General features: G+C 72.0%; 20 protein-coding genes. 5 read left to right on the top strand and 15 right to left on the bottom strand.

Annotated elements, in window-relative coordinates:
- Nucleotides 1–1249 precede the first annotated feature (1249 nt).
- Nucleotides 1250–1813: a DUF4232 domain-containing protein gene (locus tag BS75_RS42320; RefSeq protein ID WP_042438717.1), complete on the bottom strand. Its 564-nt coding sequence runs from the start codon at nt 1811–1813 to the stop codon at nt 1250–1252.
- Nucleotides 1814–2016: 203 nt separating this feature from the next.
- Between BS75_RS42320 and BS75_RS42315 the strand changes: the two genes are divergently transcribed.
- Nucleotides 2017–3366, top strand: coding sequence for a helix-turn-helix domain-containing protein (locus BS75_RS42315; RefSeq protein WP_042438765.1), 1350 nt, complete (start codon nt 2017–2019; stop codon nt 3364–3366).
- Between the two features lie 100 nt (nt 3367–3466).
- Here BS75_RS42315 and BS75_RS42310 read toward each other — a convergent pair whose 3' ends face one another.
- Together BS75_RS42310 and BS75_RS42305 are read right to left on the bottom strand one after the other, a co-directional pair.
- Nucleotides 3467–5578, bottom strand: coding sequence for a HEAT repeat domain-containing protein (locus BS75_RS42310; protein ID WP_152645969.1), 2112 nt, complete (start codon nt 5576–5578; stop codon nt 3467–3469).
- Nucleotides 5579–5740: 162 nt separating this feature from the next.
- Complete coding sequence (locus tag BS75_RS42305) at nt 5741–6718, bottom strand: alpha/beta hydrolase (protein ID WP_034092016.1); 978 nt, start codon at nt 6716–6718, stop codon at nt 5741–5743.
- 158 nt (nt 6719–6876) lie between these two features.
- Here BS75_RS42305 and BS75_RS51205 point away from each other — a divergent pair, with 158 nt between their 5' ends.
- Nucleotides 6877–7059, top strand: coding sequence for a hypothetical protein (locus tag BS75_RS51205; RefSeq protein ID WP_034092015.1), 183 nt, complete (start codon nt 6877–6879; stop codon nt 7057–7059).
- 7 nt (nt 7060–7066) lie between these two features.
- Here the strand turns inward: BS75_RS51205 and BS75_RS42295 are convergent, their stop codons facing one another.
- Nucleotides 7067–9016 (bottom strand): cell wall-binding repeat-containing protein, encoded by a 1950-nt coding sequence (locus BS75_RS42295; protein ID WP_052070469.1) that lies wholly within the window; start codon nt 9014–9016, stop codon nt 7067–7069.
- Between the two features lie 669 nt (nt 9017–9685).
- Here BS75_RS42295 and BS75_RS45430 point away from each other — a divergent pair.
- A complete protein-coding gene (locus BS75_RS45430) occupies nt 9686–10420 on the top strand; it encodes a DUF6159 family protein (protein ID WP_152645970.1) in 735 nt (244 codons plus the stop codon).
- 112 nt (nt 10421–10532) lie between these two features.
- On the opposite strand, the gene BS75_RS42285 is transcribed toward BS75_RS45430, so the two are convergent.
- The 6 genes from BS75_RS42285 to BS75_RS42260 all read right to left on the bottom strand — a co-directional run bounded on the left by BS75_RS42285 (nt 10533) and on the right by BS75_RS42260 (nt 15062).
- Nucleotides 10533–10742, bottom strand: coding sequence for a hypothetical protein (locus tag BS75_RS42285; RefSeq protein ID WP_034094900.1), 210 nt, complete (start codon nt 10740–10742; stop codon nt 10533–10535).
- Nucleotides 10743–10862: 120 nt separating this feature from the next.
- Nucleotides 10863–11798: a hypothetical protein gene (locus tag BS75_RS42280; protein WP_034092013.1), complete on the bottom strand. Its 936-nt coding sequence runs from the start codon at nt 11796–11798 to the stop codon at nt 10863–10865.
- 10 nt (nt 11799–11808) lie between these two features.
- Nucleotides 11809–13074, bottom strand: coding sequence for a DUF2306 domain-containing protein (locus BS75_RS42275; RefSeq protein ID WP_231608069.1), 1266 nt, complete (start codon nt 13072–13074; stop codon nt 11809–11811).
- 128 nt (nt 13075–13202) lie between these two features.
- Nucleotides 13203–13733 (bottom strand): PadR family transcriptional regulator, encoded by a 531-nt coding sequence (locus BS75_RS42270; RefSeq protein ID WP_034092012.1) that lies wholly within the window; start codon nt 13731–13733, stop codon nt 13203–13205.
- Nucleotides 13715–14167: a hypothetical protein gene (locus tag BS75_RS48965; protein WP_042438719.1), complete on the bottom strand. Its 453-nt coding sequence runs from the start codon at nt 14165–14167 to the stop codon at nt 13715–13717. The genes BS75_RS42270 and BS75_RS48965 overlap by 19 nt, the downstream gene beginning before the upstream one ends.
- 250 nt (nt 14168–14417) lie before the next feature.
- Nucleotides 14418–15062 (bottom strand): hypothetical protein, encoded by a 645-nt coding sequence (locus BS75_RS42260; protein WP_034094898.1) that lies wholly within the window; start codon nt 15060–15062, stop codon nt 14418–14420.
- A 126-nt stretch (nt 15063–15188) separates the two neighbouring features.
- Here BS75_RS42260 and BS75_RS42255 point away from each other — a divergent pair, with 126 nt between their 5' ends.
- On the top strand, nt 15189–15596 hold the full coding sequence (locus tag BS75_RS42255) for a hypothetical protein (RefSeq protein ID WP_034092010.1): 408 nt from the start codon (nt 15189–15191) through the stop codon (nt 15594–15596).
- A 296-nt stretch (nt 15597–15892) separates the two neighbouring features.
- Here BS75_RS42255 and BS75_RS42250 read toward each other — a convergent pair whose 3' ends face one another.
- From BS75_RS42250 to BS75_RS42235, 4 genes are all read right to left on the bottom strand, one after another.
- A complete protein-coding gene (locus tag BS75_RS42250; protein WP_034092009.1) occupies nt 15893–16615 on the bottom strand; it encodes an SDR family oxidoreductase in 723 nt (240 codons plus the stop codon).
- A 149-nt stretch (nt 16616–16764) separates the two neighbouring features.
- A complete protein-coding gene (locus tag BS75_RS42245; protein WP_052070467.1) occupies nt 16765–17748 on the bottom strand; it encodes a helix-turn-helix transcriptional regulator in 984 nt (327 codons plus the stop codon).
- Between the two features lie 81 nt (nt 17749–17829).
- Nucleotides 17830–18468: a hypothetical protein gene (locus BS75_RS42240; protein WP_034092008.1), complete on the bottom strand. Its 639-nt coding sequence runs from the start codon at nt 18466–18468 to the stop codon at nt 17830–17832.
- Nucleotides 18469–18582: 114 nt separating this feature from the next.
- The gene (locus BS75_RS42235) at nt 18583–18783 is read right to left on the bottom strand and encodes a hypothetical protein (protein ID WP_034092007.1); all 201 of its coding nucleotides are present in this window, start codon (nt 18781–18783) and stop codon (nt 18583–18585) included.
- 151 nt (nt 18784–18934) lie between these two features.
- Between BS75_RS42235 and BS75_RS42230 the strand changes: the two genes are divergently transcribed.
- Nucleotides 18935–19393 carry a helix-turn-helix transcriptional regulator gene (locus tag BS75_RS42230; protein WP_152645971.1) on the top strand — a complete coding sequence of 153 codons (459 nt, stop codon included), beginning with the start codon at nt 18935–18937 and terminating at the stop codon, nt 19391–19393.
- A 284-nt stretch (nt 19394–19677) separates the two neighbouring features.
- On the opposite strand, the gene BS75_RS42225 is transcribed toward BS75_RS42230, so the two are convergent.
- Nucleotides 19678–20970 (bottom strand): hypothetical protein, encoded by a 1293-nt coding sequence (locus BS75_RS42225; protein ID WP_042438729.1) that lies wholly within the window; start codon nt 20968–20970, stop codon nt 19678–19680.
- Nucleotides 20971–21282 lie beyond the last annotated feature (312 nt).

The raw sequence follows: 21282 nt of genomic DNA, 5'->3' as shown, positions 1-21282 counted from the left end.
CAAACATATCGGCCCCAGCATGGCAGATATCGCCCCGGCCCTGACGGCAGTTGAGCGCCGTCGACCGACGCCGGCCGTGGCTGCTCCCGGACCGTGTCGCGCACCGCCCGCGCGACTCAAGCCTCGAACTCCCCTCCACAGGGCGACAGGCCCGCCGAAGCCGCCGCGACAGCAGGCGGTCTCCGTTTGCGGTGGCTTTGGTGGGCGGTCCAGGGGTCGACCGCGGGCTCTGGTGCCGGTGGCCGGGCGAACCAGCTCTCCCAGCGGCAGGAGAACACGTAGCCAACCAGGGTCTGGTGACGGCGGAGCAGACCTGTTGTAACTCTGCACGAACGAGCGCCGCAGCCCGTAGGTCCGGACGGCCTCGGTCAGGTCGGCCGGAGGCTGGGGACTGCCGGCGGCACGTCGGCACGGACGGCGCGAATGGGGGTCCAGGCGTCCTCGCCGTTGGCCCAACTGCCTTGGGCTGGGGGTGACCGCCGCCACGAAGGCAGCCCGGCCTCGTCGAGATCCGCAGGAGCCGTACCGGCCGCCCTGGCGGCCCGTGAGGGCTCGGCGGTGCGGCGCCGACCGAATCCCGTGGGACCTACCGCCCTGCCACCAACCAGACCAGGTACGCGCTCCCGACGAGTACGACGACCCACAAGGCGGCGAGGAACATTCCGGTTCCCCAACGTTGGGCTGGCTGAACAGCGGCGGCGGAGCGGTCCGTTCGGGGTGTGGTTGCCATAGTCCGCGCCTGCCCGGTTAAGGCTTTCCTATACAGGGGGAGCCTCGGGACTGACCTGAGCGAAGTCTGCGCACTGGCTTCCGGGCATGACGGCGCCGGCCAAAATGCCTATGGTCGGCGGGGGCGTACTCGTCGGAGCAGTCTCCTCCTACGACCACAAAGCGGTGCCGCCCGGCGGCTGCCGGGCCATGGCATCCGGCCGGCTGTCCGAGGCGGGGATCGGCAGCCAGACCCATGGCTCCGGTGGCAGCGGTCCGGGACGCTGATCGGTGACGTCCAGGACAACGCCTACCAGGGCCCTCAGGCGGACCCCGTGTCCTGGTCCTCTTCGCCCGGTGGTCGCCGTGCATGGCCGCCGCCGGATACCACTGCGGCACCCCCTTGCCGCTCCCACTAACCCTGGGGGCGGACTGAATGGTGGGCAGGCCCGGAGTTGCCGGTCCGCATCGCAGTCGGGCCGCCCGCGTCCTGGAACGGCGCGTGCGGCCCGACCGTTTGGAGCGCGCGGGCGGGAGGTGGCTACCAGCGCAGAGCCAGGGCGGCGGTGGACTGCCAGTAGGTGGTGCGGACCGTGTCGTCGACCCGGACCCCCGCTGCGGGGAGAGCGGCGTGGGCGGTCGGGCCGACCGAGCCGCGCTGGTCGCGGTTGGCGAAGTCGATGCTGAGGGTGTGGGCGGTGTAGGGGTACTGGCCACCCGTGCTGGTGGTGTGCACGAGGGCGTAGGCCGCCTCGCCGGGCGAGAGGGTGACCACTGCCTGGGGGATGCTCGCCGCGATGAAGCCGGCCGGGGCCTGGGGGTCCCCGAAGCCCAGGTACGGATATCCGTAGGCGAGGCAGGTGCCCCTGCCGGTGTTGGTGGCGGTGAGCAGGAGTCGCTGTCCGGGCTCGGTGCGGACGGTGACCTTGACGGTGGCTCCGGTGCAGCTCGCCAGGGACGTGACCGGCTTCGCCGGGTGCTGGACGACCGCCGCGCCGGAGGGCGCGGCCAGGGCCACCGAGGCTCCCAGGGAGGCGACAAGGGTTGCGGCCGCGGCAGCGGTGCGGACGGTGGCGCGGGCGACGGCGCGGTGCGGAAAACGCATGGTGGCTCCTGGGACAGGTGTGACGACGGTTGGCTGCGCAGCCGGCCCTCGGGCACTTCGGGCTGCGCTGCGACCACCCTGCAACGGTTCCCGTCCCAGGAGCGTCTCCTGCTTCGGGTACGGGACGCTGGAACGATCCCAGCGGCTGTGAACTGCGGGGATGCCCGAGCCTGGAACGCGGGAGCGGAATGCGGGGACAGTCGATGACGGCCGAGACAGAGGAGTTCGCGGCTCTGCTGCGGATGCTGAAGGAGCGTTCGGGCAAGAGCTACGGCCGGCTCGCCGGCCGGCTGCACGTCAGCACCTCCACCCTGCACCGGTACTGCCACGGCACGGCGGTGCCGGCCGAGTACGGCCCGGTGGAGCGCTTCGCCAGGCTGTGCGGAGCGGCGCCGGAGGAGTTGCTGGACCTGCACCGCAGCTGGCTCCTGGCCGACGCCTCGCGCCGCCGAGAGGCCCGGAGGTCCGCCGGAGCGGCGGCCGAGCCTGACGACTCCCCTGTCGGCTCCCCCGACGACCTCCCCTCCTGTCCGTCCGGCCCGGCGCCCGCGAGCGGAGCAGGCCTGCGGCAGGAGACGCTGGTCGCGGCCTTCGGCCCCGGACCGGTGGCCGGTGGTTCCCGCCGCCGGCAACCCCGTCCCTGGATGGTCGGCACCGCAGCCCTGGGAGCCATGGCGGCCCTGTGCCTCCCGCTCCTGACACCGGGTCGGCCACAGCACCCGGTGGCAGCCGCGACTTCCGACACGAGGTCCGCCACCGGCGCTACTTCGGGACTTCCCCGGGGGACCCCGTCCGGTCCCGGGTCGAGCAGCACCGCCACGGCGTCCGCGACGACGTCCGTGTCGGCCTCGGCGACGGCTCCCGCGACGGCTTCGGCGTCCGGGGCCTCCTCCCGCGCGGCGGGCAGCCAGGCCGCCACCGCAGCGCCGTTGCAGATCAGCGTCCTCGACAACAACTGGGACGACCCCTGCGGTCGCTGGTACCTCGCCCCGAAATCACCTGCCGCTGTGCCCCCGCCTCCGGACCCCGACCAGAGCCAGAACTGGGCCGCCACGCTGGGTGCGCTCCCCGCCGGACACCTGCGCCTGGAGATCACCGTGCAGGGGACCGGCGGCCAGCCCGTCATCCTGCACCACCTCTACGTGCACGCCCGGCACTCGGGCCCCGCCCCGCACTGGTCCGCCTACAACATGGGCGTCGGCTGCGGAGGGGGTGTCGTCCCGGCCGCCTTCACCGTCGACCTGGACTCGGCGGAACCGCTGGCGGTCCCGACCACCGGCGCCCAGGGCGACAGCACCGTCCCGGCACCGGCCTTCCCCTACCTGGTCTCCCCCAGCCAGCCCGAGGTCCTGGACATCGACGCGACCACCACCGACCAGGACGTCTACTGGAGTCTGGAGCTGGTCTGGAGCAGCGGCAGCCGCCAGGGCACCGCCGTCATCGACGACAACGGCAACCCGTTCCGCACCGTCGGTCGAGCCGGCGACCCCCGCTACGTCTACCCCCTCGGCGGCAGCGGCTGGACCACCGACCCGGATCCCAACGACCCCTGACAGCGACGCCGGCGGATCCGGCTCACCGGTGCCGGGTGGCCTGGCCGGTCCGGGCCCGGCGATGCGCCTGTCGGCGGGACCCGCGTACTGGACCGCAGGTTCACGGGCATTGCTTTATTGACATGTCGTCATAGCGCTTTTCCCCGGGACTGTTGATCATGAATGCGGCAGCTGCCTTCCCGGTCTCGCCGGACCGGGGACCCGCGCACGCGAGGGCCTGGTCGACCAGGGCGCGCAGTTCCTCGTCCTGGAGAATCATCGGATATCCCCCGTCCGTGGACAGCCGACGGTCCGACTGCCGGACCGTCAGCAGTGCGGTCCGGATCGCCGGGCTGATCTCGCCCATGCGGATCAGGGCCTGGAGCGCGACACGGAAGAACGCGAAACCGTCACCGCCGTCGGCGATCGGCAGCACGAACTCCTCCAGGACATGCCCGGCCGGTTCGGCCTGCCCCGTGATCGACCGGAGGGTGATCGCGGCGTTGAGCCGTGGCCAGTGGGTGCTGCTCTCCATGGCGAGCCGGACCCGGTCCGCGTAGGGCGCCGCGTCGAGGCCGAAGGCGGCCAGGTCGCTGATCGGCCCGTACCCGGGGGTGCCGGCAGCCAGCACCTCGTTGCCGAAGAACCGGAGCGCCGCCGCACGGTCTCCGCCGATGTGCACGGCGGCTGCGGCGACCGCCCGGTGGTTGCCCGGATGGTCGAGCACCTGGCAGGTGCGGAGGGCCGGTGCGGCTGAGGCGGCGGCCGGGCCCAATGCTCGCAGCACCCTGAGCACATGGATCGAGGTCCACGTGTGGGCGAGCAACGGCAGGAGGTCGGGCAGGGCCGACAGCGCGTCCTCGCCCCATGCTTCCAGTACGTCGAGGAACCCACGGGTCGCGCCGCCTCGGGCACCGCCCGTCCGGATCGCCTCCCGCATCGCGGGCAGCAGCACGTCCGCGTGCGCTCGCAGCGGGATCAGCACGTCCTTGGTGTCCGGTCGCCTCGGCTCATCGACGACGTAGCAGCGGCCCGGCTCCTCCTCCTGCGCCCGGAGCTGATCGATCAGGCCCGGCAGGGCACGCGGATCGCCGATTCGGGCCAGTGCCCAACGGGCGATCTCGCCGACCGCTCCGTCGAGGCATGCGTCGGTCCCGTCGTCGTCGAGCAGTTCGGCGAGCCCGTCGGCATACGGGGCCGACGCCGGGCCGAGCACCGCAAGGATGTTTGCCGCCCGCAGCCGGATGTCGGCATGCGGATCGGTCAGCAGTCGGCCCGCCAGCGGCAGCAAGGCGGCTTCCACCGAACGCCGCTCGGTGAGGAGTCGCCATGCCAGGTCCAGTGCTTCCCGGCAGAGGGCGTCGTCCCCGGTGCGGTCCGCCGCCTCGACCAGCCGGACGGCGAAGGAGAGTTCAGCCTCGGGGTCGTGCGCGAGCAGCCCGGCCGTCGAGCGGACCAGGTCCTCACGGTCCCAGGGATCGTCGACAGCCGGGGTGAACCAGACCTCTTCGAACCGTGGACGCAGCGCGAGGTCGGAGAACACCTCGATCAAACGGTCCAGCTGCCGGACCGGCAGCTCCCGGTCGAGTCCGGCCGAACCGTGCACGGCCGCGACCCACTGCACCGGATCATCTCCGCCGAGCACCTGTGCCAGCACTGCCCGAACGTCCTCGGCAGGGTCGCCGGTCCCATCGGCCACCGCTCCGGTTCCGGCCCCGGCCCCGGCCCCGCCGAAGGCGAGCAGGAGCGGAATCCGTACCGTCGGGTCCGTCTCCACCTGCCACCGCTCCAGCAGCGCTGGGACCCCGGCTGCCAGGGGTATCGCCGCCCGCCGCACCGCCGGCTCCGGATCCGCGAGCAGCGCCCACGCTCCCGTCCAGTCCTCATCGGCCAGGGCCGGTGCCTGCATGGCGACCAGCAGTTCGACCAAGGCGACCCGCGCGCCCAGGGCCGGGTCGGCGGCGAGTGCGACGACGAACGGCAAGGCGGCCGCTGCAGCGGACGGTGTCCGTCCCCCGTCCCTCGTGACGAGGGAGTAGAGCGGATCGCAACTGTCCTCCGTCGCCTCCGCCCCCGCCAGGGCGAGCAGACGCAGCGTCTGCGGAACCTTCTGGACCGGATCGTGCGGATGCGCCGTCTCCAGGTCGTCCCACGCCACAGAGTCCAATGCCTCCAACGACATTCCCGTCACCGTCGCCCCGTTCACCACTGCCACGTCGTCCTGCTTCGTCATCGGTCGCCATCGTCCAGGAAGCCCGCCGTCCTGTCGCGCGCTGCCGGCATGAGCCCGGCCACGAAGCCGTCCGTCCGGGCCCCGGACCCGGCTGCGGCATCACGCGCAGGGGCGGGCCGAGCCCGTCGACCGTCCCGGCACCGGCCGCTGCCGGAGGGGCCGTCAGTCGGTGGCCAGGAGCCGCTCCAACCAGTTGTCGCGTGCCGCGACGGCGGCCTTGCTGATCCGTGCCTCGGGGACTTCCTGGTCGAAGCCGTGAGTGCCACCGGGCCACACGTGCAGCTCGGCCTCGCCACCCGCCTGCCAGATCCGGCCGGCGTAGGCGACGATCTCGTCGCGAAGGCACTCGGCGGAGCCGCCGTCGAGGAACGCGGGCGGCAGGCCGGTCAGATCGGTGGCGCGGGCGGGCGCAGCGTACTGCGGGACGTCCGCCCCGCCCCGGAGGGCGCCGAGCAGCGAGCTCCAGCCGAACCCGTTGAAGCTGCGGTTCCAGAAGTCGGTTCCATCCATCTGCACGGCCGAGGCGCTGTCGTTGCGGTCGTCGAGCATGGGGCACAACAGCAGTTGACCGAGCAGGCGGGGACCGCCCTTGTCGCGCACGGTCAGGGCGAGCGCGGCGCTGAGGCCGCCGCCGGCGCTGACGCCCGTGACGATGATGCGGTCCGGGTCGACGCCGAGTTCGTCCGCGTGCTCGACGGTCCACAGCAACCCGGCGTAGGCGTCGTTGATCTGGGCGGGGTAGGGGTGCTCGGGCGCGAGCCGGTAGCCCACCGAGATCAGCGTGGCCCCGAACCGCTCGGCCGTCTCACGCACCTGGTCGAGCCCGGTGCGGTGATCGTTGCAGAAGAAGCCGCCGCCGTGGATGAAGTAGAGCACCGGCCGCGATGCGGACGCGTCGGCGGGCGTGCAGATCAGCAGCGGGATCTCGGGCTCGCCGTCCAGACCGGGCACCGAGGGCTCGGAGACGGTGAAACGGCCGCCGCCGCTGAGGTCACCGAGCGCCGCCACCTCGGCCTCGACCTCCGCGCGGATCTGCGACAGCATCTCGACGCTCATCGGCGCCAAATCCGGCTCCTGCGCCAGGTAGGCGTCATAGGCGACCTGCAGTTCGGCGTCGAGTGGAACAGGCACGGCAGGCACGGTCTTTCCCGGTTCAAGATTCACTCGGGCACGCTAGCGCCCCCGTTCGCCGCGCACCACTCGATTTTCGCTGCCCCGCCGATCGCCCGGCGGGGCGCAGCGCCGGTTCGCCGACCGTGTCCGGGCCGAGCCGTTGAGCTGCCCGATCCGCTTCAGGCATGATCCAGTCCATGGACACCTACCTGGAGACCGAACGGCTGGCTCTGCGCCGCTTCACCGCCGACGACGCGGACCTGCTGATCGAGCTGGACAGCGACCCGGCACGACCGGCCGCGCGCAGCACCGCAGGAACAGGACGGCGCCCCGGGCCGTGGTGGCTCGGGGCGCCGTCCTGCCGTTGAGCCGGGGTCAGCCGTTGGCGGTGGTGCTCTGCGGGTCGCTCAGCCGGGGCTGCGGCGTGCCGGCGGCGCGGGTCGCGACCGGCTGGTAGCCGGGGACGACCGCGGCCGAGTGGACGGCGGTCAGGGCCGGGGGCTGGCCGTTGGGCACCTTGACCAGTTCGGTTCCGGCGGCGTCGGCCGCGACGGCAGTCTGGATCTCGTACAGGGTGTTGCCCGGGTAGCCGGCGGTCCCGAAGAGCTGGACGACGTTGATCGACGCCGACTCGTGCTCCAGGAAGGCGGCGGTGTCCGGCGACAGGTACTTCGGCGAGGTCCACACCAGCGGACCGTAGGTCGCAGCCGCCGAGGCCGCGGCCGCGCCGTCCTGCCAGCTGGTGTTGTTGACGACGGTGGCCTCCTCCTCCCCGCCCCACCAGAAGTCGGCGAGGCCCAGGGAGAGCCCCTCGCCGTTGCTGCTGTTGTCGATCGTCCAGAAGCGCCAGTACTTGCGCAGCTCGGTGGTGTGCTCCAGCGCGTAGATGCTGCGTCCGCCGACCGCCACCAGGTGGGTGGCGGAGGGGTTGACGGCGTTCAGGTAGGACGCGATCGAGGCGGGCAGGCCCCAACTGCCGTTGAGGAGGACGACGAAGCGGCCGTGGTAGCCGCCGCTTCCGGCCACCGCGGCTGCGGACAGCGCGGTGCGGTAGTCCATGTCGTCGGCGACGATGATCCAGGTCGGCGCGGAGGTGGTGGCCCGGGCGGTGGCGACCGACTCGTCGGTGGGGTTGCCCGCGCCGATCCGGTCCACCTTGTAGCCGAGCGCCTGGACCTGGCGGGCGACCTTGGCGGACAGCTCGGAGGTGCCGCCCTCCAGGTAGACCGTCCAGCCCTTGTGCAGCGAGCGCTTCAGCTCGTTGGCGGTGGCGGCGTCCAGGGAGCCGCCGGAGGTCATCAGCAGTGGGGCCTGCTTCTCGGCGGCGAGGGCGACGGCCGCCGGGGCGTCGCCGGAGTCCGAGCGGTTGACCAGGACCGCGTTGTAGGCGGTGACCAGGCCGTACCTGCTGGTGCCGACGGTGTTGTAGTCCCAGCGGGAGGCGGCGTCGTCGGTGCCCAGGCCGCCGGTGCCGTAGATGTCGAACACCGAGTTCTTCGGTGTCTGCGACGGCTGCCAGACCGGGTCGGTGCCCTGGGCGACCGTGACCGGCGTGGCGCCGGCGCTGCCGAGCGCGAGGGTCTTGATGACCTGGTTCGCGACGGAGCTGTCGTAGCTGGCGTAGGCGAGCGTGCGGCCGTCGGGCGACAGGCTGGCGGCCTGCACGCTGCCGGCCTCGTCGGTCAGCTGGACGGCTGTTCCGGTGCCGTTGGCCCTGATCGCGAACACCTGTGCCAGGCCGTCGACCTGGCGCAGGAACAGCAGCGTGGAACCGTCGGCGGAGTAGACCGGCTGGTAGGCGTCGCCGACGAGTTCGGCGGCCTTCCCGCTACCGGTGCTGTACGTCCAGATGCTGCCCGTTCCGCCGTTGGTGCTGCGGGTGAAGGCGACCAGGCCGGTGGGCGAGACGTTCGGCTGGGTGTCCTGGACGTCGGCGGGTTCCGCGCTGTTGCCCATCAGCCGTACGGGTGTGCGGAGGGCGTCGGAGGTCTCGGTGTAGATCTGGCCGTCGAAGTCGGTCAGCAGCGCGCCGCCGTTCCAGCCGAAGGCCGCGTCGGCTGCGCCGCCGCCGACCGACGTGAGCGCGAACTGCGAGCTCCCGTCCGGACGGCTGCTGAGGAAGGTGCCGTTCCCGACGGAGGCCAGGCGGCTGCCGTCCTGGGACCAGGTGATCTGCCCGAAGTCATCGTAGGAGAAGGCCGGCAGCAGCCGCTCCCCCGAGCCGTTGCTGTTGATCAGAGCGACCTCACCGGAGCTGTTCCGGAAGGCCAGCACGCCGGCGGCCGGAGCCGCCGCGTGGGCGGTGGTGGTGCCGAGAGTGCCCACGACGCCCGCCGCCAAGGTGGCGGCGGACGAAAGCAGCGCGAGAGCGCGGCGCGAACGAAGTATCAAAATTCCCCCAGAATCAGGCACGTACTGTGCAGCTGCCACCGGAACTCCTGCATTCACGGCCAAGGCAGCTCGGTCATGCTACTGAACTCGATCGGGTGATGTCGGCGGGAAACCCGGTCGACCGCACGGGCGGACAAGACCCCCATATACCGACACGACGCACAGGCGACACCGTGCTGCTCTGCGCGCGGGCGACAGTGGCACCCACTCACGCGGTTGGACGGCCAGGTGAGGGAGTCAGCCCAGCGCCTGGTCACGGTGCACCTGCATCGAAGCGTACAGGTCGAGTGGCGCGCAATCGGCGATCCCCGCACGCACCCGTGGTTCGACCGAGTACGGGTCGCCCGCCCGGGAGGGAAATTGGTAAGAGCCACCGGTCCCTTTGGCCTGGACTGGGCATTCGTGTCCGAATTCTCCCCGCGCTCCTGGCGCAAAGGAGCGAGCGAGTTGTCAGTACTGTTCCTTACAGTTCGCATTGCCTGTGTCCCAGGGAAATACCTGGAAGTGCCGCACACCGGCAGTCAGCCGGGTGCGCCCGGTCCGCACCCACCCAGCATGCGAGAGGTCACGATGAAGCGCGGGATCATACGAACAGCCGCACGCGTGTTGCGTCAGCGCCCCGGACTGCTCTGCTTCCCCGCGCTCGGCCTCGCGACTGACGCGGCGGTACTGGCCGCCTCCTGGCCGCTGCTGCTGCAGGGGGTTTGGCACCGGTTCGTGCACGACGAGGCTCCCACCGGGGTCCAGTCCGCTGCCATCGCACTCGTGCTGTGGACTGCCTCCGCGCTGAGCAGCGTCTTCACCGCTGCCCTGGTGCACTCCGTGCACGCGCTCCTCGGTGGCGAACGCCTCCCCGTGAGTGCCTCGTTGCGCGCGGCCGGCAGGCGTCTGCCCACTCTTCTCTCCTGGAGTCTGTTCTCGTTGGTTGCCGGATCGATGCTGCGCACCGGGGAGTCGCTGGCCGGCCTCTCCGCGCTCTTCGAACTGCTCGGGCTCTCCTGGTCGCTACTGACCTTCTTCGCGCTGCCCGTCATCGTCGTCGAGGGGACCGGACTCGTGGCCGGCCTACGCCGGTCGCTCACGCTCGGGCGCCACGCGCTCGGCCGGTGGGTTGCCGGCGGCCTCAAGCTCCTCGTCACGACCACGCTCGTCGTGATCGGCGCGATCGTGGTGCTGATCCTCGCGGTGGAGGCGAACAGCCTGGCCGTCCTCTTCGCCGCAGTTGCGACGGTCATAGCCGTCGGACTGCTGGTGACCGTCGTCAACTCGGCCGCGTCCGGAATCTACCGCACCTCTCTCTACCGCGAGACCGTCGCCACGGCAGGGCGAGGGCGGTGATGGGCTCCTCCTTCGAGGAACTGGACCGGCATGACATGCCGCCCGGTCTCGGGCGCCGGCTCCGCAGCGGATACGCGGCAGGCGCAGGGGCCGGACGGCCGGGGCGCCGCGCCTACGGCTGGTCGGGGGCGGAGAAGGTCAGGCCCTCGGCGGCGAACGAGCGGCGGACCAGGCGGGGCAGGCTCTCGGGCTCGTCGGCGGGCGGGGCGAGGAAGTGGGCCCCCTGCTCGACAGGGGCGGGGCGCCGTCCGTCGGCGGGCTCGGCGCCTTCAGTGGTGGGCGAGCAGAAGAGAGGACGCCCCAGCGGGCGGTAGTCGGTCATCGGGCCAGTCTGCCAGTCGATGGGGCCGGTCCGGACGGCGGGACGGCAGGGGACGGTGGTCCTGCTCACCGCGATCGGTTCGGAACGCGGCCCGGGTAGGACCGGGTGCCTGGGCATCCGTCAGAGCTCCTCCGCCACCGGGGGTCGGGCGCGCCGACGGGTCGGCGTGCGGCGAATGAGCAGCCAGTGGCCGGCGAGGCCGGCGAGCAGCAGGCCGGCGACCATCGTCACCAGGGACAGAGCCGGGCCGGAGTTCCAGTGCACCTCCGTGGCCCGGCCGGCCAGTACCACCGCCACGGCCACCGCCACGCCGGGCAGCGCGAGCAGCGCGGGGCGCAGCCGGGCGAGGTCGTCCTCGGCCAGTGCGCCGAGCACGCCGACGCCGAGCGCGACCGCCCAGACTCCGAGCGCCTGGGCGTCCGGCCGGTCCGCCCGCCAGGGGAGGAAGGCACCCCAGAAGCCGGGCAGAGCCAGCAGACCGGCCCCGATGCCGAACCATGCCGATCCGAGTACCGCCAGGAACGGCTTCGACCAGCCCGGCAGCGGTGCCACCGCGGGTCGGCCCGGCGGCGGCGCCGGCTTGAGGTACTGCCAGAAGAGGCAGCCGAGGGCGCTCAGGGCGAGCACGCCGAGGACGGCCACCCAACCGAGGCTGAACAGGACCAGGACGATCTCTCCGCCCCGGGCCGCCTGCAGCTTCCCGGCATTGAGCAGGGTGACCGCGAGCAGGCCCGGCAGCACCACGGCCAGCGGAAGGACCAGGGTCCTGGCCTCCTCCCAGTACCGGGCCCGGCCGACTGCGAACAGACCGGGCGCCACCCCCAGCATCGCCGCGCCGACCAGTCCCTGGCTCAGCGGCCCCGGGGACTTCCAGGCCCCGAAGACATGGCCGCTGAGGCTCACTGCGGCCATCAGCGTGCCGACGAGGATGCTCACCACGGCAACCGCTGCGGACAGCACCACCACGCCCGGGAGCAGCTCGCGGCCGCCGTCGGTATCCGCGAGGACAGCCGGACCGGCGTTCGCTGCGACGGCCGCGTTCGTCTGCTCCCTCATCTGCTCTCCCTCATCCGCGCTCTGTCATGGCATCACCTGTCGTGGCATCAGCTGTCGTAGGCGACCCGTCCGCCACCAACGGCACGGCCACTGCCGGCGCTCCGGCCCGAACGGCGTCCGCTGCGCCCGGCCGGATGGCCGTCATCCGCTCCCGCTTGACCGCTTCCCTGCCGTACATCACACGCAGGCTGACCACGGCAGTGGCCGTGAACGCCAGTACGCCGCAGCCGATGGTGATCCCTGCGGACAGTGCGGTCAGTCGGTCAAGTCCCAGCCCGCGCTGGAACGGCAGCGCCGCGCCGACCGAGAGCCCCGGCGCCAGGCAGAGCGCGGTCAGGTGCAGCCGCCACTCCTCGCGCGCCCATCCGTTCCCCTCGCGGCCCGCGCGCCGCTGCCGGGCCAGCATGACGGCGTAGGTCGCGGCGTACGGCAGCAGGTACGCGGCGAGCAGCCGGTGCCCCTGGGCGCCCGTGCCCAGGTAGGAGCGGACGATCCAGGCCAGGGCGGCCGCGCCGGCCAGGTGCGCGGCGAGCAGCACCGGGCGCGGGACCCAGGTGCCGGTCACCCCCGGTACCGCCGTGCGCCGGTCCATGGCCCGGGCGGCGAGCAGGGCGCCGAAGGCGGCCACCGACCCGAGGTGCATGATCGCTATTCGGTTGATCTGCTCCATGGACAGCCCCGGGAAGAGGACGGGGAGCGCGCCCCACTCCAGCCGCAGCAACGGAGCGGTCATCAGGAAGCCGTAGCAGAGCAGCATCCAGCGCTGGTGCAGGTCGGGGAAGCGGCCGAGGGCGGCGGCGATACCGAAGGTCACGCTCAGCACGGTGCCGACCAGGATGGTGGCCAGGACGATCCAGAACGCCGCACCGCTGAACGCGTCGGCGGGGGCGGTGCGGGCCAGGTAGATCCCGGCTGCCGTCATGCAGGCGTACACCGACAGTGCGAACACCACACCCGTCACTCGGTGCAGTCGGCGGTGGCGGCGCAGCGCCGAGACCAGCTGGACCGGTCCCAGCAGCATCAGTGCGCCGCCCAGGACCGAGTGGACGATCATCGGGACCAGACTGTGCCGGTACGGCGCGATCCGGGTCGCGAAGGCCCTGGCCACATAGCTCGGTGACACCGCGTGGGCGAGGATCGACTCCCCGAGCGCCGGTGCGCCGGGATGTGCGTACGGCCACAGTTCGGTCATCGCGATCGGGGCGTAGGCCACGGAGACCACCACCACGGCGATCGCGGCCACCCTCCCCCAGGCGACGCTGTGCAGACGGTTCACGGCAGCCCCCTCGACCACGACCCTCGATAGTCCTTTCTGGACTATCGAGACCGTAGTGGCGCCCCGGCCGACGGTCAACGACGCGGACGGGGTCAATTCGCGACCGGATCGCCGGGGCCGCAAGGCCGTCAGTCCGGGGGTGCGGCCGATCCCCGGTCCTCCACCCACTGCCAGAAGTCGACCATCATCCGCTCGTAGCGGATGCCGAACTCCAGCGCCTCGCGCTGCCCCCGGGTGAGCAACTCACCAACGCCCTCCGCGAGTTGCTCATACTCAGCCAGTCCGCGCCGGTGCTCGTCGAGTTGCACCGGCGCCAGCGTCTGCGGCCGGGCCCCGAACCAGAGCTTGAGGATGCCGCGCTCGCGCGCCTCGACCGGGACGAAGGCGGGGTCGGCCAGCCACCCCTCCAGCGCCGCCTTGCCGGCTGCGGTCAGCCGCATCAGCCGCCGATTGCGCCCGCCTCCCTGCCGCTCCTGCGACAGCAGACCGGCTTCCGCCAGCCGATCGCACTGCGCGTACACCTGCGCGTGCGGCACCGACCAGAAGGGCGCCACCGTCCGCGCGGCCTCGACCTTGACGTCGTAGGGGCTGGCCTCGCCCAGCTTGTCGATGATGCCGAGGACGAGGAAGGAGGGCGTCGTCAAGCGGATGTCAGCCATGGCGCGACGGTATCGCGCCGAGGGCGGGGCCAGCTCCTCGTCGACAGCGAGGGCGCAGGCGTCTCGGCAGCGGTGGGCCGGTTCCGGCCCCAGTCCTTGACCGGTACCGCCTTGTCGGTGGACCCGTCGACCACCCGGCGGCCACCGAGGGGCGCCGACAGCCGCAGCGTGAAGTCGAAGACCCTGCAGGAGCCTGTGCCCCTGGGGTGGACCCGACTGGCGCTCACGATGGTGACCTGCTTCGCGGACTGGGTCATCCGGAACTCGGCACCGCATGACAGCACATGCAGCGTGTGGTCCGAGCTGCGGTAGTAGACATCGCCGAGGATCGGTCCCTGGCGGTATCCCCCCGGCGAGGACGAGGAGCATCCGGCCAGTGCGATGCACACACCGGCGACGGCGGCGATGAACCCTGCGATCCGTGGTCTGCTCATGTCCCCTTGGACGCGGTGGCCCCGAGCCGGTTCCCTTCCGCCCCCGTCGCGACGCCGACCAGCGGAACTGCGCCCCCGGCCTGCGTCCGGCGCGCCGCCGGCACTCCGGGACCGCATCCGCCCAGCCCGCCTGATCAGCCCAAACGTGCCCCGCCTATGCGCCCATGACCGGAAGGCGACTCGGGCGACCTGGCAAGCAGTGCCGAGACCGGGCGCCGCGCAGAGGTGACCTGCGGCGTGGCGCAGCACCTCAGCAGTACCCGTCCAGCCCGGCGGCGCCCTTCGGGGCGAGGCTGGGCCAGGGGCGCCCGGCGCTGTCGGCAGCGGCGGAGCGCAGAAGGTCCAGGACAGTGCAGCCGGGGTAGCCCTGGAAGCTCCGGAAGGCAGAGCAGTAGTAGCAACTCCAGTAGCTCACGACCCGCCGCTGAGTCCGGTCGAAGAAGGCCGGGTTGGCCACGAGGAACTCCCCGTAGGCGAGTCGGAGAGCATCCCCGGGGATACCGAGGCCCCGAAGCCCGTCCCTGATGTCGACCAGGATCTCCAGGACGTACTCGCCGACCAGTTGAACGACGAACGGGAAGACCCACGGGTCCGGAGAACCGAGGATCCGCGCCAGGTGGCGCTGCCTGACCCTGCCGTCGCAGTGCCGTGAGTACAGGCAGTGCAGCACCTGTCGCCGGCGCGACGAGAGGGCGGCAACGGACTCCGGCGGCGGCTCGTCGTTGTAGATGCGTCCCGGGATGGCGACCTGCCGGCCCTGCAGCACCACCGGGAACGGTGCCACCGGCCGCAACCGGGGTGCGGGCATGACCGCCAGAACCGCTTGGACGTCGTCGGCGAGCTCGGCCGGGAACGCCGTCGGCAACAGGCCGGGAGGGGCAGGGAGTGGCTGCACAGTCCGAGCATATGCGCAGCCCGCGGCCGGGATGAACACTCCGATCGGCCGGGGAAATGGACAAGGGTCCGCTCGGATCGGCAGCGGGCGCGGCACGATGGTGCTCCCGATTCAACGGAGGCCGGAGTGGTCATCTTCCTCAGCGTCACCTGCGTGCTGCTCGCCGGGTTCACCGTGGCGATGGCGCGCTACTACCGGCGCCGGCTGCGGATCCGTCGCGACGTGACCGACCGGGTCCTGGCGCAGACTCGGCAGATCGCGGCGCAGCACGAGGTGTACTGCCAGGAGTACCAGGCCATGACCACCGAGCGGCAGCAGCAGTACCGGGAGCTGAGCACCCGCCTGGAGGCTTCCTACGCCGATGCCCTGGCCCGCGCGGAGCAGCGGTGGAGCAGGCAGCTCAGCGCCGTCCAACACGACTACGACGCCGGCCTCTCACGGTTGCGGGCACAGCAGTCGACGGCCCTGGCGCGGCTGCAGCGCCAACTGCCGCAGCCGGAGGTGCTGCGCCTCCACGGCGACCAGCCCCTCTGAGCGAACGGCCCGCCTCCACGGCGGCGCCGCGAAGCGAGCGCGGAGTTGACGTTGCGCCAGCAGGCCTTCGTCACAGCGTGAGGTCGAACCATACGTCGAGCCGTGCACGGTCGCGTATCGCCCTGGGATTCACCGAGATTGGGCCTGCCAGCGCCGGGGCCCGGCGGCCGGCCCCGGTGGACGGCGCGGAGCAGGTCCAGCCGGACGGGCCCGCCCGAATGCGCCCGTACCGGCTGGAACCACGCCCGAGCTGCCCGGCGCTCCCCCCGGGCCACAACGGCCCCGGGCACGACGGGCTACAGCAGTCCGCCGCCGTTGACATGGATAAGCGAGCCGTTGACGAAGGTGTTCTCCAGGGCCTGCAGGACGGCGGAGGCGACGTCCTCGGGTCGGCCGATCCGGCCGACCGGAGTGGTCCGGGCGGTCTGCTCGAACAGGGCCGTGCGGGCGTCCTCGGGCAGGCTCGACCACAGGGGCGTGTCGATCACTCCGGCGACGACCACGTTCACGCGCAACGGCGCGAGTTCGAGCGCGAGCGACTGGCCCATGGCCCCGATGCCGGCGTTGGCCGCAGCGGTGACGCTCAGCCCGGGATAGGCCCGGAACCCGGCGGCGCCGGACATCAGCACGACCGAGCCGGTGGAGGAGAGCTTGGGGACGGCGTGGCGGACACAGAGCAGCTGGCCGACGATCTTGGTGTCGAGGCATCGGCGGATGTCCTCCGCAGTGACCTCCGCGACCGGGCCGACGGCCATGTCGCCGGGGCAGACCACGAGGTGGTCAAGGGCTTCGATGCCGTCGAACAGGGCGCTGACGCTGGCTTCGTCGGTGACGTCGACCACCGCCGCCTCGACGCTCCCGCCGATGGCCTTGACCGCCTGGTCGAGCCTGTCCCGGGACCGCGAGGCGATGGTGACCAGGGCGCCGGCCTCGACGGCCTGGCGGGCCACCTCCTGGCCGATGCCGGAACTGCCGCCGATCACGACGACACGGGCCTGGGTGAGGGCGTGGGAAGGCATGGTTCTTCTCCTCCATGGAACAGGATCCGGATGGTGCCGGGGCTGCGCGGTGAATCTCCGCGGCCCCACAGCAATGAGGATGTACCTCGTCCGGCAGCCCAAGAAGTCGGCTTTTTATCCTGGTTGCGCCACTACCAGGATCAGCGGGGTCACCGCAGCAGCGCCCCGACACTGGCGGCGAGGGCAGCGGCGGTCACGGCGGAAGCACTGGTGGCGATGGTGGCGGTCATGGCGGTCATGGCGGTCATGGCGGGCGACGACACACCTGCCCCGCTGCGCTCGTTCACCAGGTCACGGAGCTGGTCCAGCACCCCGTCCCCGGCCAGCGGCAGATGGATCACCAGCGTGGCGTCGATGTCCGAGAGCCGGAGCTTGACGTAGTCCAGGTCGATCCGGCCGAGCAGCGGGTGGTCGAAGGAGCGCTGGGCGGGGGCGGGCGCCTCCAGGTCCATCCGCTGCCACAGGTCGCGGAAGGACTCGCTGCGCCGGCCCAGTTGCTCCAGCAGCCGCACATAGGACGGCTGGGTAAGCCGGTCGGCGGCCTGGGCCCGGAACAGGGCCACCGTGTGCAGCGCGTGCTCCTCCCACTGTGGGTACAGGTCGCGCGACCGCTCGTCGAAGGTCAGCAGCAGCAGGTTCCGCTCGTCCTCGGGCAGTTCCTCGAAGTGCGGGAACAGCACGGGGAAACCCCCGTTCCAGGCCAGCGCGTCGAAGCGGTGGTCGGCGATCACGGCGGGGAGCGGATCCAGCAGGCGCAGCAGTCCCAGATACGCGGCCGGGACCTCCGGCCGGTCGCACCCCGGCTCCTCCTCGGCCGCCTCCGGCAGCTCACCGGCCAGCCTGAACAGGTACTCGGCTTCGACCGGGTCCAACTGCAGGACGCCGGCCAGACTGGTGAGCACCTGGCGGGACACCTTGATGCGGCGGGCCTGTTCGAGCCAGGTGTACCAGGTGAGGCTGACCCCGGCGAGCGCGGCGAGCTCCTCGCGGCGCAGGCCGCTGGTACGGCGCCGGCCGAGGGGTGTCTGGACGCCGGCCGCCTGCGGCGAGAGGCGTTCGCGCCGGCTGCGGAGGAAGTCGGCGAGGGCCCTGCGCTGGCGGTCCTGATTGTCCACGTCGAGGGTCGCTTCCATCGGAGTTGCATTCGCTCCGGCGGAGTCTATGCGGCACGGACGGAGCAGCGGCGCCCGGCACCGACTGTCCGGGCAGGGCGCTCAGACGCGGTCGAGGTCGGCCGGGGCCCCACCGTCGTCCGCAGGGGGCGGCTCTTCCCCTTTGCCGGACAGGCCGATGCCGTCGAAGGCGGCGTCGGCCCGACGCACGGCGTCGAGGTAGGCCCCGGCGTCGTTGACCGGGTGCAGGAAACGCGACCGCCCCGGTTCGATCCGCAGCACCGCCATGGTGTGCCGGCTCCTCGGGCCGCCCCAGAGGCAGTTGCGGATCACCGCCAGCCCGCCGGGGCCGTCCACATGGTCGGCGGCTCCACGGACCGTGGCGAGGAACCAGAGCGGGCTGCGGAAGCACTCGGCCCCCACCGTGAGGTTCGTGACGGTGACCAGGCCGTCCTCGTCGTGGTGGAAGCGGGCGAGGGACGGCAGTTCGGCGCTCCCCACGATGGCGCGCAGCTGACTGCGGTAGTCGCCCTCGGACAGCCAGCGGTCGGCGCAGGCGAAGTCCATCTCACCGTGCAGGGAGAACGGCAGACCGTTCTGCTGCCCCGTTGCGTCCTCGCGACCGCACATCTCAGCCCAGTCCGACCAACAGGACGTGGGCCGCGCCGGTGCCGCGAGGTAGCTCTTCAGCGCGGTCGGCGAGAGCTGGAGCCGAGCCATCGCGGAGTACGGTTCGGACATCGAAACCTCGTCACCTTTCGTACGTCGGAGCCCATGACGGGGTGCGTCCCTGCACACGAGGAACGTACCGTGCGCCGCACCGTTGCAGGCCCGGCCATCCCTTGTCCGCCATGGCTAGCCCTCGGCGGCCTGACGCTCGGCGGCCCACTCCTGGAGCGTGGCCGGGTGCGCCGTCTGCCGGCGGCTGGGACGAGAGGCGCCGCCGGGGGCGAGCAGGAACAGCGGCGTGGCGCAGGTGGAACCGTCCGAGCCGTGCCAGCGGACGGTGGGCAGGCTGTTCCCGGATACCTTGACGAGCGGAAGGCCCGAGAGCACCCGCCGGATCGGGGTGGGCCGCAGGTGGAGTGGGGTGCCGACGGTCCTGGTGTCGCCCGCCCCCGGTCGGCGCCGCGAGGCGGCCGCTGCGCCAGGGGACGGCCGCGTCCCCCGAGTGGAGGCAGACGTCCCGGCGGCGCACAATCAAAATGTGCCTGATTCCAGCCTCCACGCCCGCATCGACCGGGGCCACGCAGCCCGCCTGTCGCCTCGCCAGGTCCACATGCTCGCCGGTGCCGCGCGCGGCCAGACCAACGAGCAGATCGCCGCGACCCTGGGGGTCAAGCGGGCGACGGTCTCCAGCACCCTGCTGCGCGCCGGTCGAACACTGGGCACCGGCAGCAGGGCCGGCATGGTGCACCGCGCCTACCAGCGCGGCGTCATGGCCGGGCTGGTGCCCGAGAACCGACCACCGGTTCGGCTCTCACCCGCGCAGCACACCGTGCTGCGCGCACTGGCCGAGGGGTCCTCGGCACGCGACATCGCCCGAACGCTCACCGTGAGCGAGAACACCGTCAAGACCCATCTGCGCAAACTGTTCGCGGCTCTGGGCGCGGCCAGCCGCTCCCACGCCGTCGCCCTGGCCTGGCAGCACGGCCTCCTGCCCTGAAGGACAGCCGCGCCGGGCGCGGCGGGAATCGCACTGGGAATCTCACCGCGTACCCGCCATGCGGCGGACGCGTCGGATCCGCCAAAAGGATGCCTTCGCAAGGCGAACCGCGCGGCCACTCGGATCCCCGACCGGCGCCTCCGACGCGAACACCCCTTTGTCGGCCCACCTCAGAAGCCTCCGGTCCGCGCCGGCGGGAGTGACGGGGATGTGCACGGGTCGCGAACGACCCGGTCCCGGCAGACCCCGCCGGCGGCGAGTGACGGTGGAGCGGACCCTCGACGTCAACTCCGCGGAGCGGACTGCCCCCGTGACGCGCGGGCACCAGCACGGCCGGCTCCGGCGCCGACATCAGGCTCGGTGGTCGCGGTGTAACGGGTGCGGTTCTTCTCGCCGTGGTGCTCGGCGACGAGTCCCTCGGCGGTCATGCTCTTCAGCACCTGGCGGAAGTTGGTCGCGTCCGAGGCCCGCCAGTCGTCGCCCATCACCGTGCGGGAGACCTCACCGGCGGACTGCGGATCGGCAGCCGCCCGCAGTGTGGCCACGATCTTGGCGCGGTCGGCACGCAGGGACTTCTCAGCGGCACCGGTCGGCGCGGCGACCTCGGCGGCAGGCGCCTCGGCGGCGGCGCGCCCCTTGGCCGTCCGGGTCTTCCGGACCCGGGGGGTGGACGCCGGCGCTTCGTCGCCTGCCTCCTCCGCCACCGCAGTTGTCGCGGCAGTGGCGCGCGCGGGGCGGCGCTTCGCGGCCTTCTTCGGACCGGTCTGCTTCGCGTTCGCCTTGACCGGCGCCGCCTTGCGGGTGCGTGCCCGACGGGGCGCGGGCGCGGCCGGGACCTCCTCCACGGACTCCGCGGACTCCACCGACCCGGCGATCTCGGCAGTGTCGGCGGACTCGGCGGTCGCAGTCGGCGCGCTGGTCTCAGCGGTCTCCGCAATCGCGGCAGCAGCGGCAGCCGGGGCCGGGCTCTCGGCCTCGGTCGCGGAGTAGAAGGCGGTGCCGGACTGGCTGGACTTGGTCGCGAGTCCGGTCTGAACCAGGGCGGCCAGGGCGCGGCGGACGGCCTGGGCCGCCGCGTTGCCCGCGTCCGGGCCGGCGACGCCGGTGGCGATCTCCGACACCCGATGCACTCCCGGCGTGGCCTCCAGGAAGTCCAGGACCTGGCGCTGACCGGCGTTGGGCTTGCCCGCCGTCGTCACCGACTTCTCCTCGACCGCGTCCGCCGACGTCTCGGCCGGGGACTCCGCCGAGGTCTCGACCGGGCTCTCGGCCACCGCGACGACCTCGGCCTGCGGCGCGGTCGGCTGCTCGGTCTCGGCGCGCGACTGACGCGGCAGTGCGACGACAGCGGACCCCGTCATCGCTCCGTCGAGTTCGCTCAACTTCGTCGCCAACAGGTCGCGGCTCGCCACCAGGACCTCGATGGACGACTGCTTGGCCGCGAGTTGCTCGCGGAGCTCGGCCAGCGACTGTCGGGCTTCGTCGAGTTCACGCTCCAACTCGCCCAACTGCTCCCCGAGGTAGCCGCGAATTCCCGCGATCACCGAATCGAACTTGGTGGTTGATACCTCTGCCATGAACGCCTTACCCATCACTGAAAGAATCGGAGTGTTCCTGTGATGGTAGGCACAACTCCTGAGGGTTTCGTCCCCAAGTGTCGAATTTCATCCACACAAGGAGCTTTCCACGGAGGCCGCGGCGACAAACTCGACCGGAAATCGTTGCCACCGAAGTCGTCCGACGCAGCCTCAACTGCCTTGTGGATAAACCAAGTAGAGGCCACAACGAGGAGGCGTGGGCTCGCCTGCGCGTGCGCCGGGGCGGCCGCCGGAATCCGCACCACGAAAGTGGGCCGGCAGTTTCGGTCCCACCTCGCCAGTGCCCTGGCT

It is taken from the genome of Streptacidiphilus albus JL83 (assembly GCF_000744705.1).
Classification (GTDB): Bacteria; Actinomycetota; Actinomycetes; order Streptomycetales; family Streptomycetaceae; genus Streptacidiphilus; species Streptacidiphilus albus.
The sequence above is the reverse complement of the archived record's forward strand: the minus strand, read 5'-3'. Positions and strand labels throughout refer to the sequence as shown.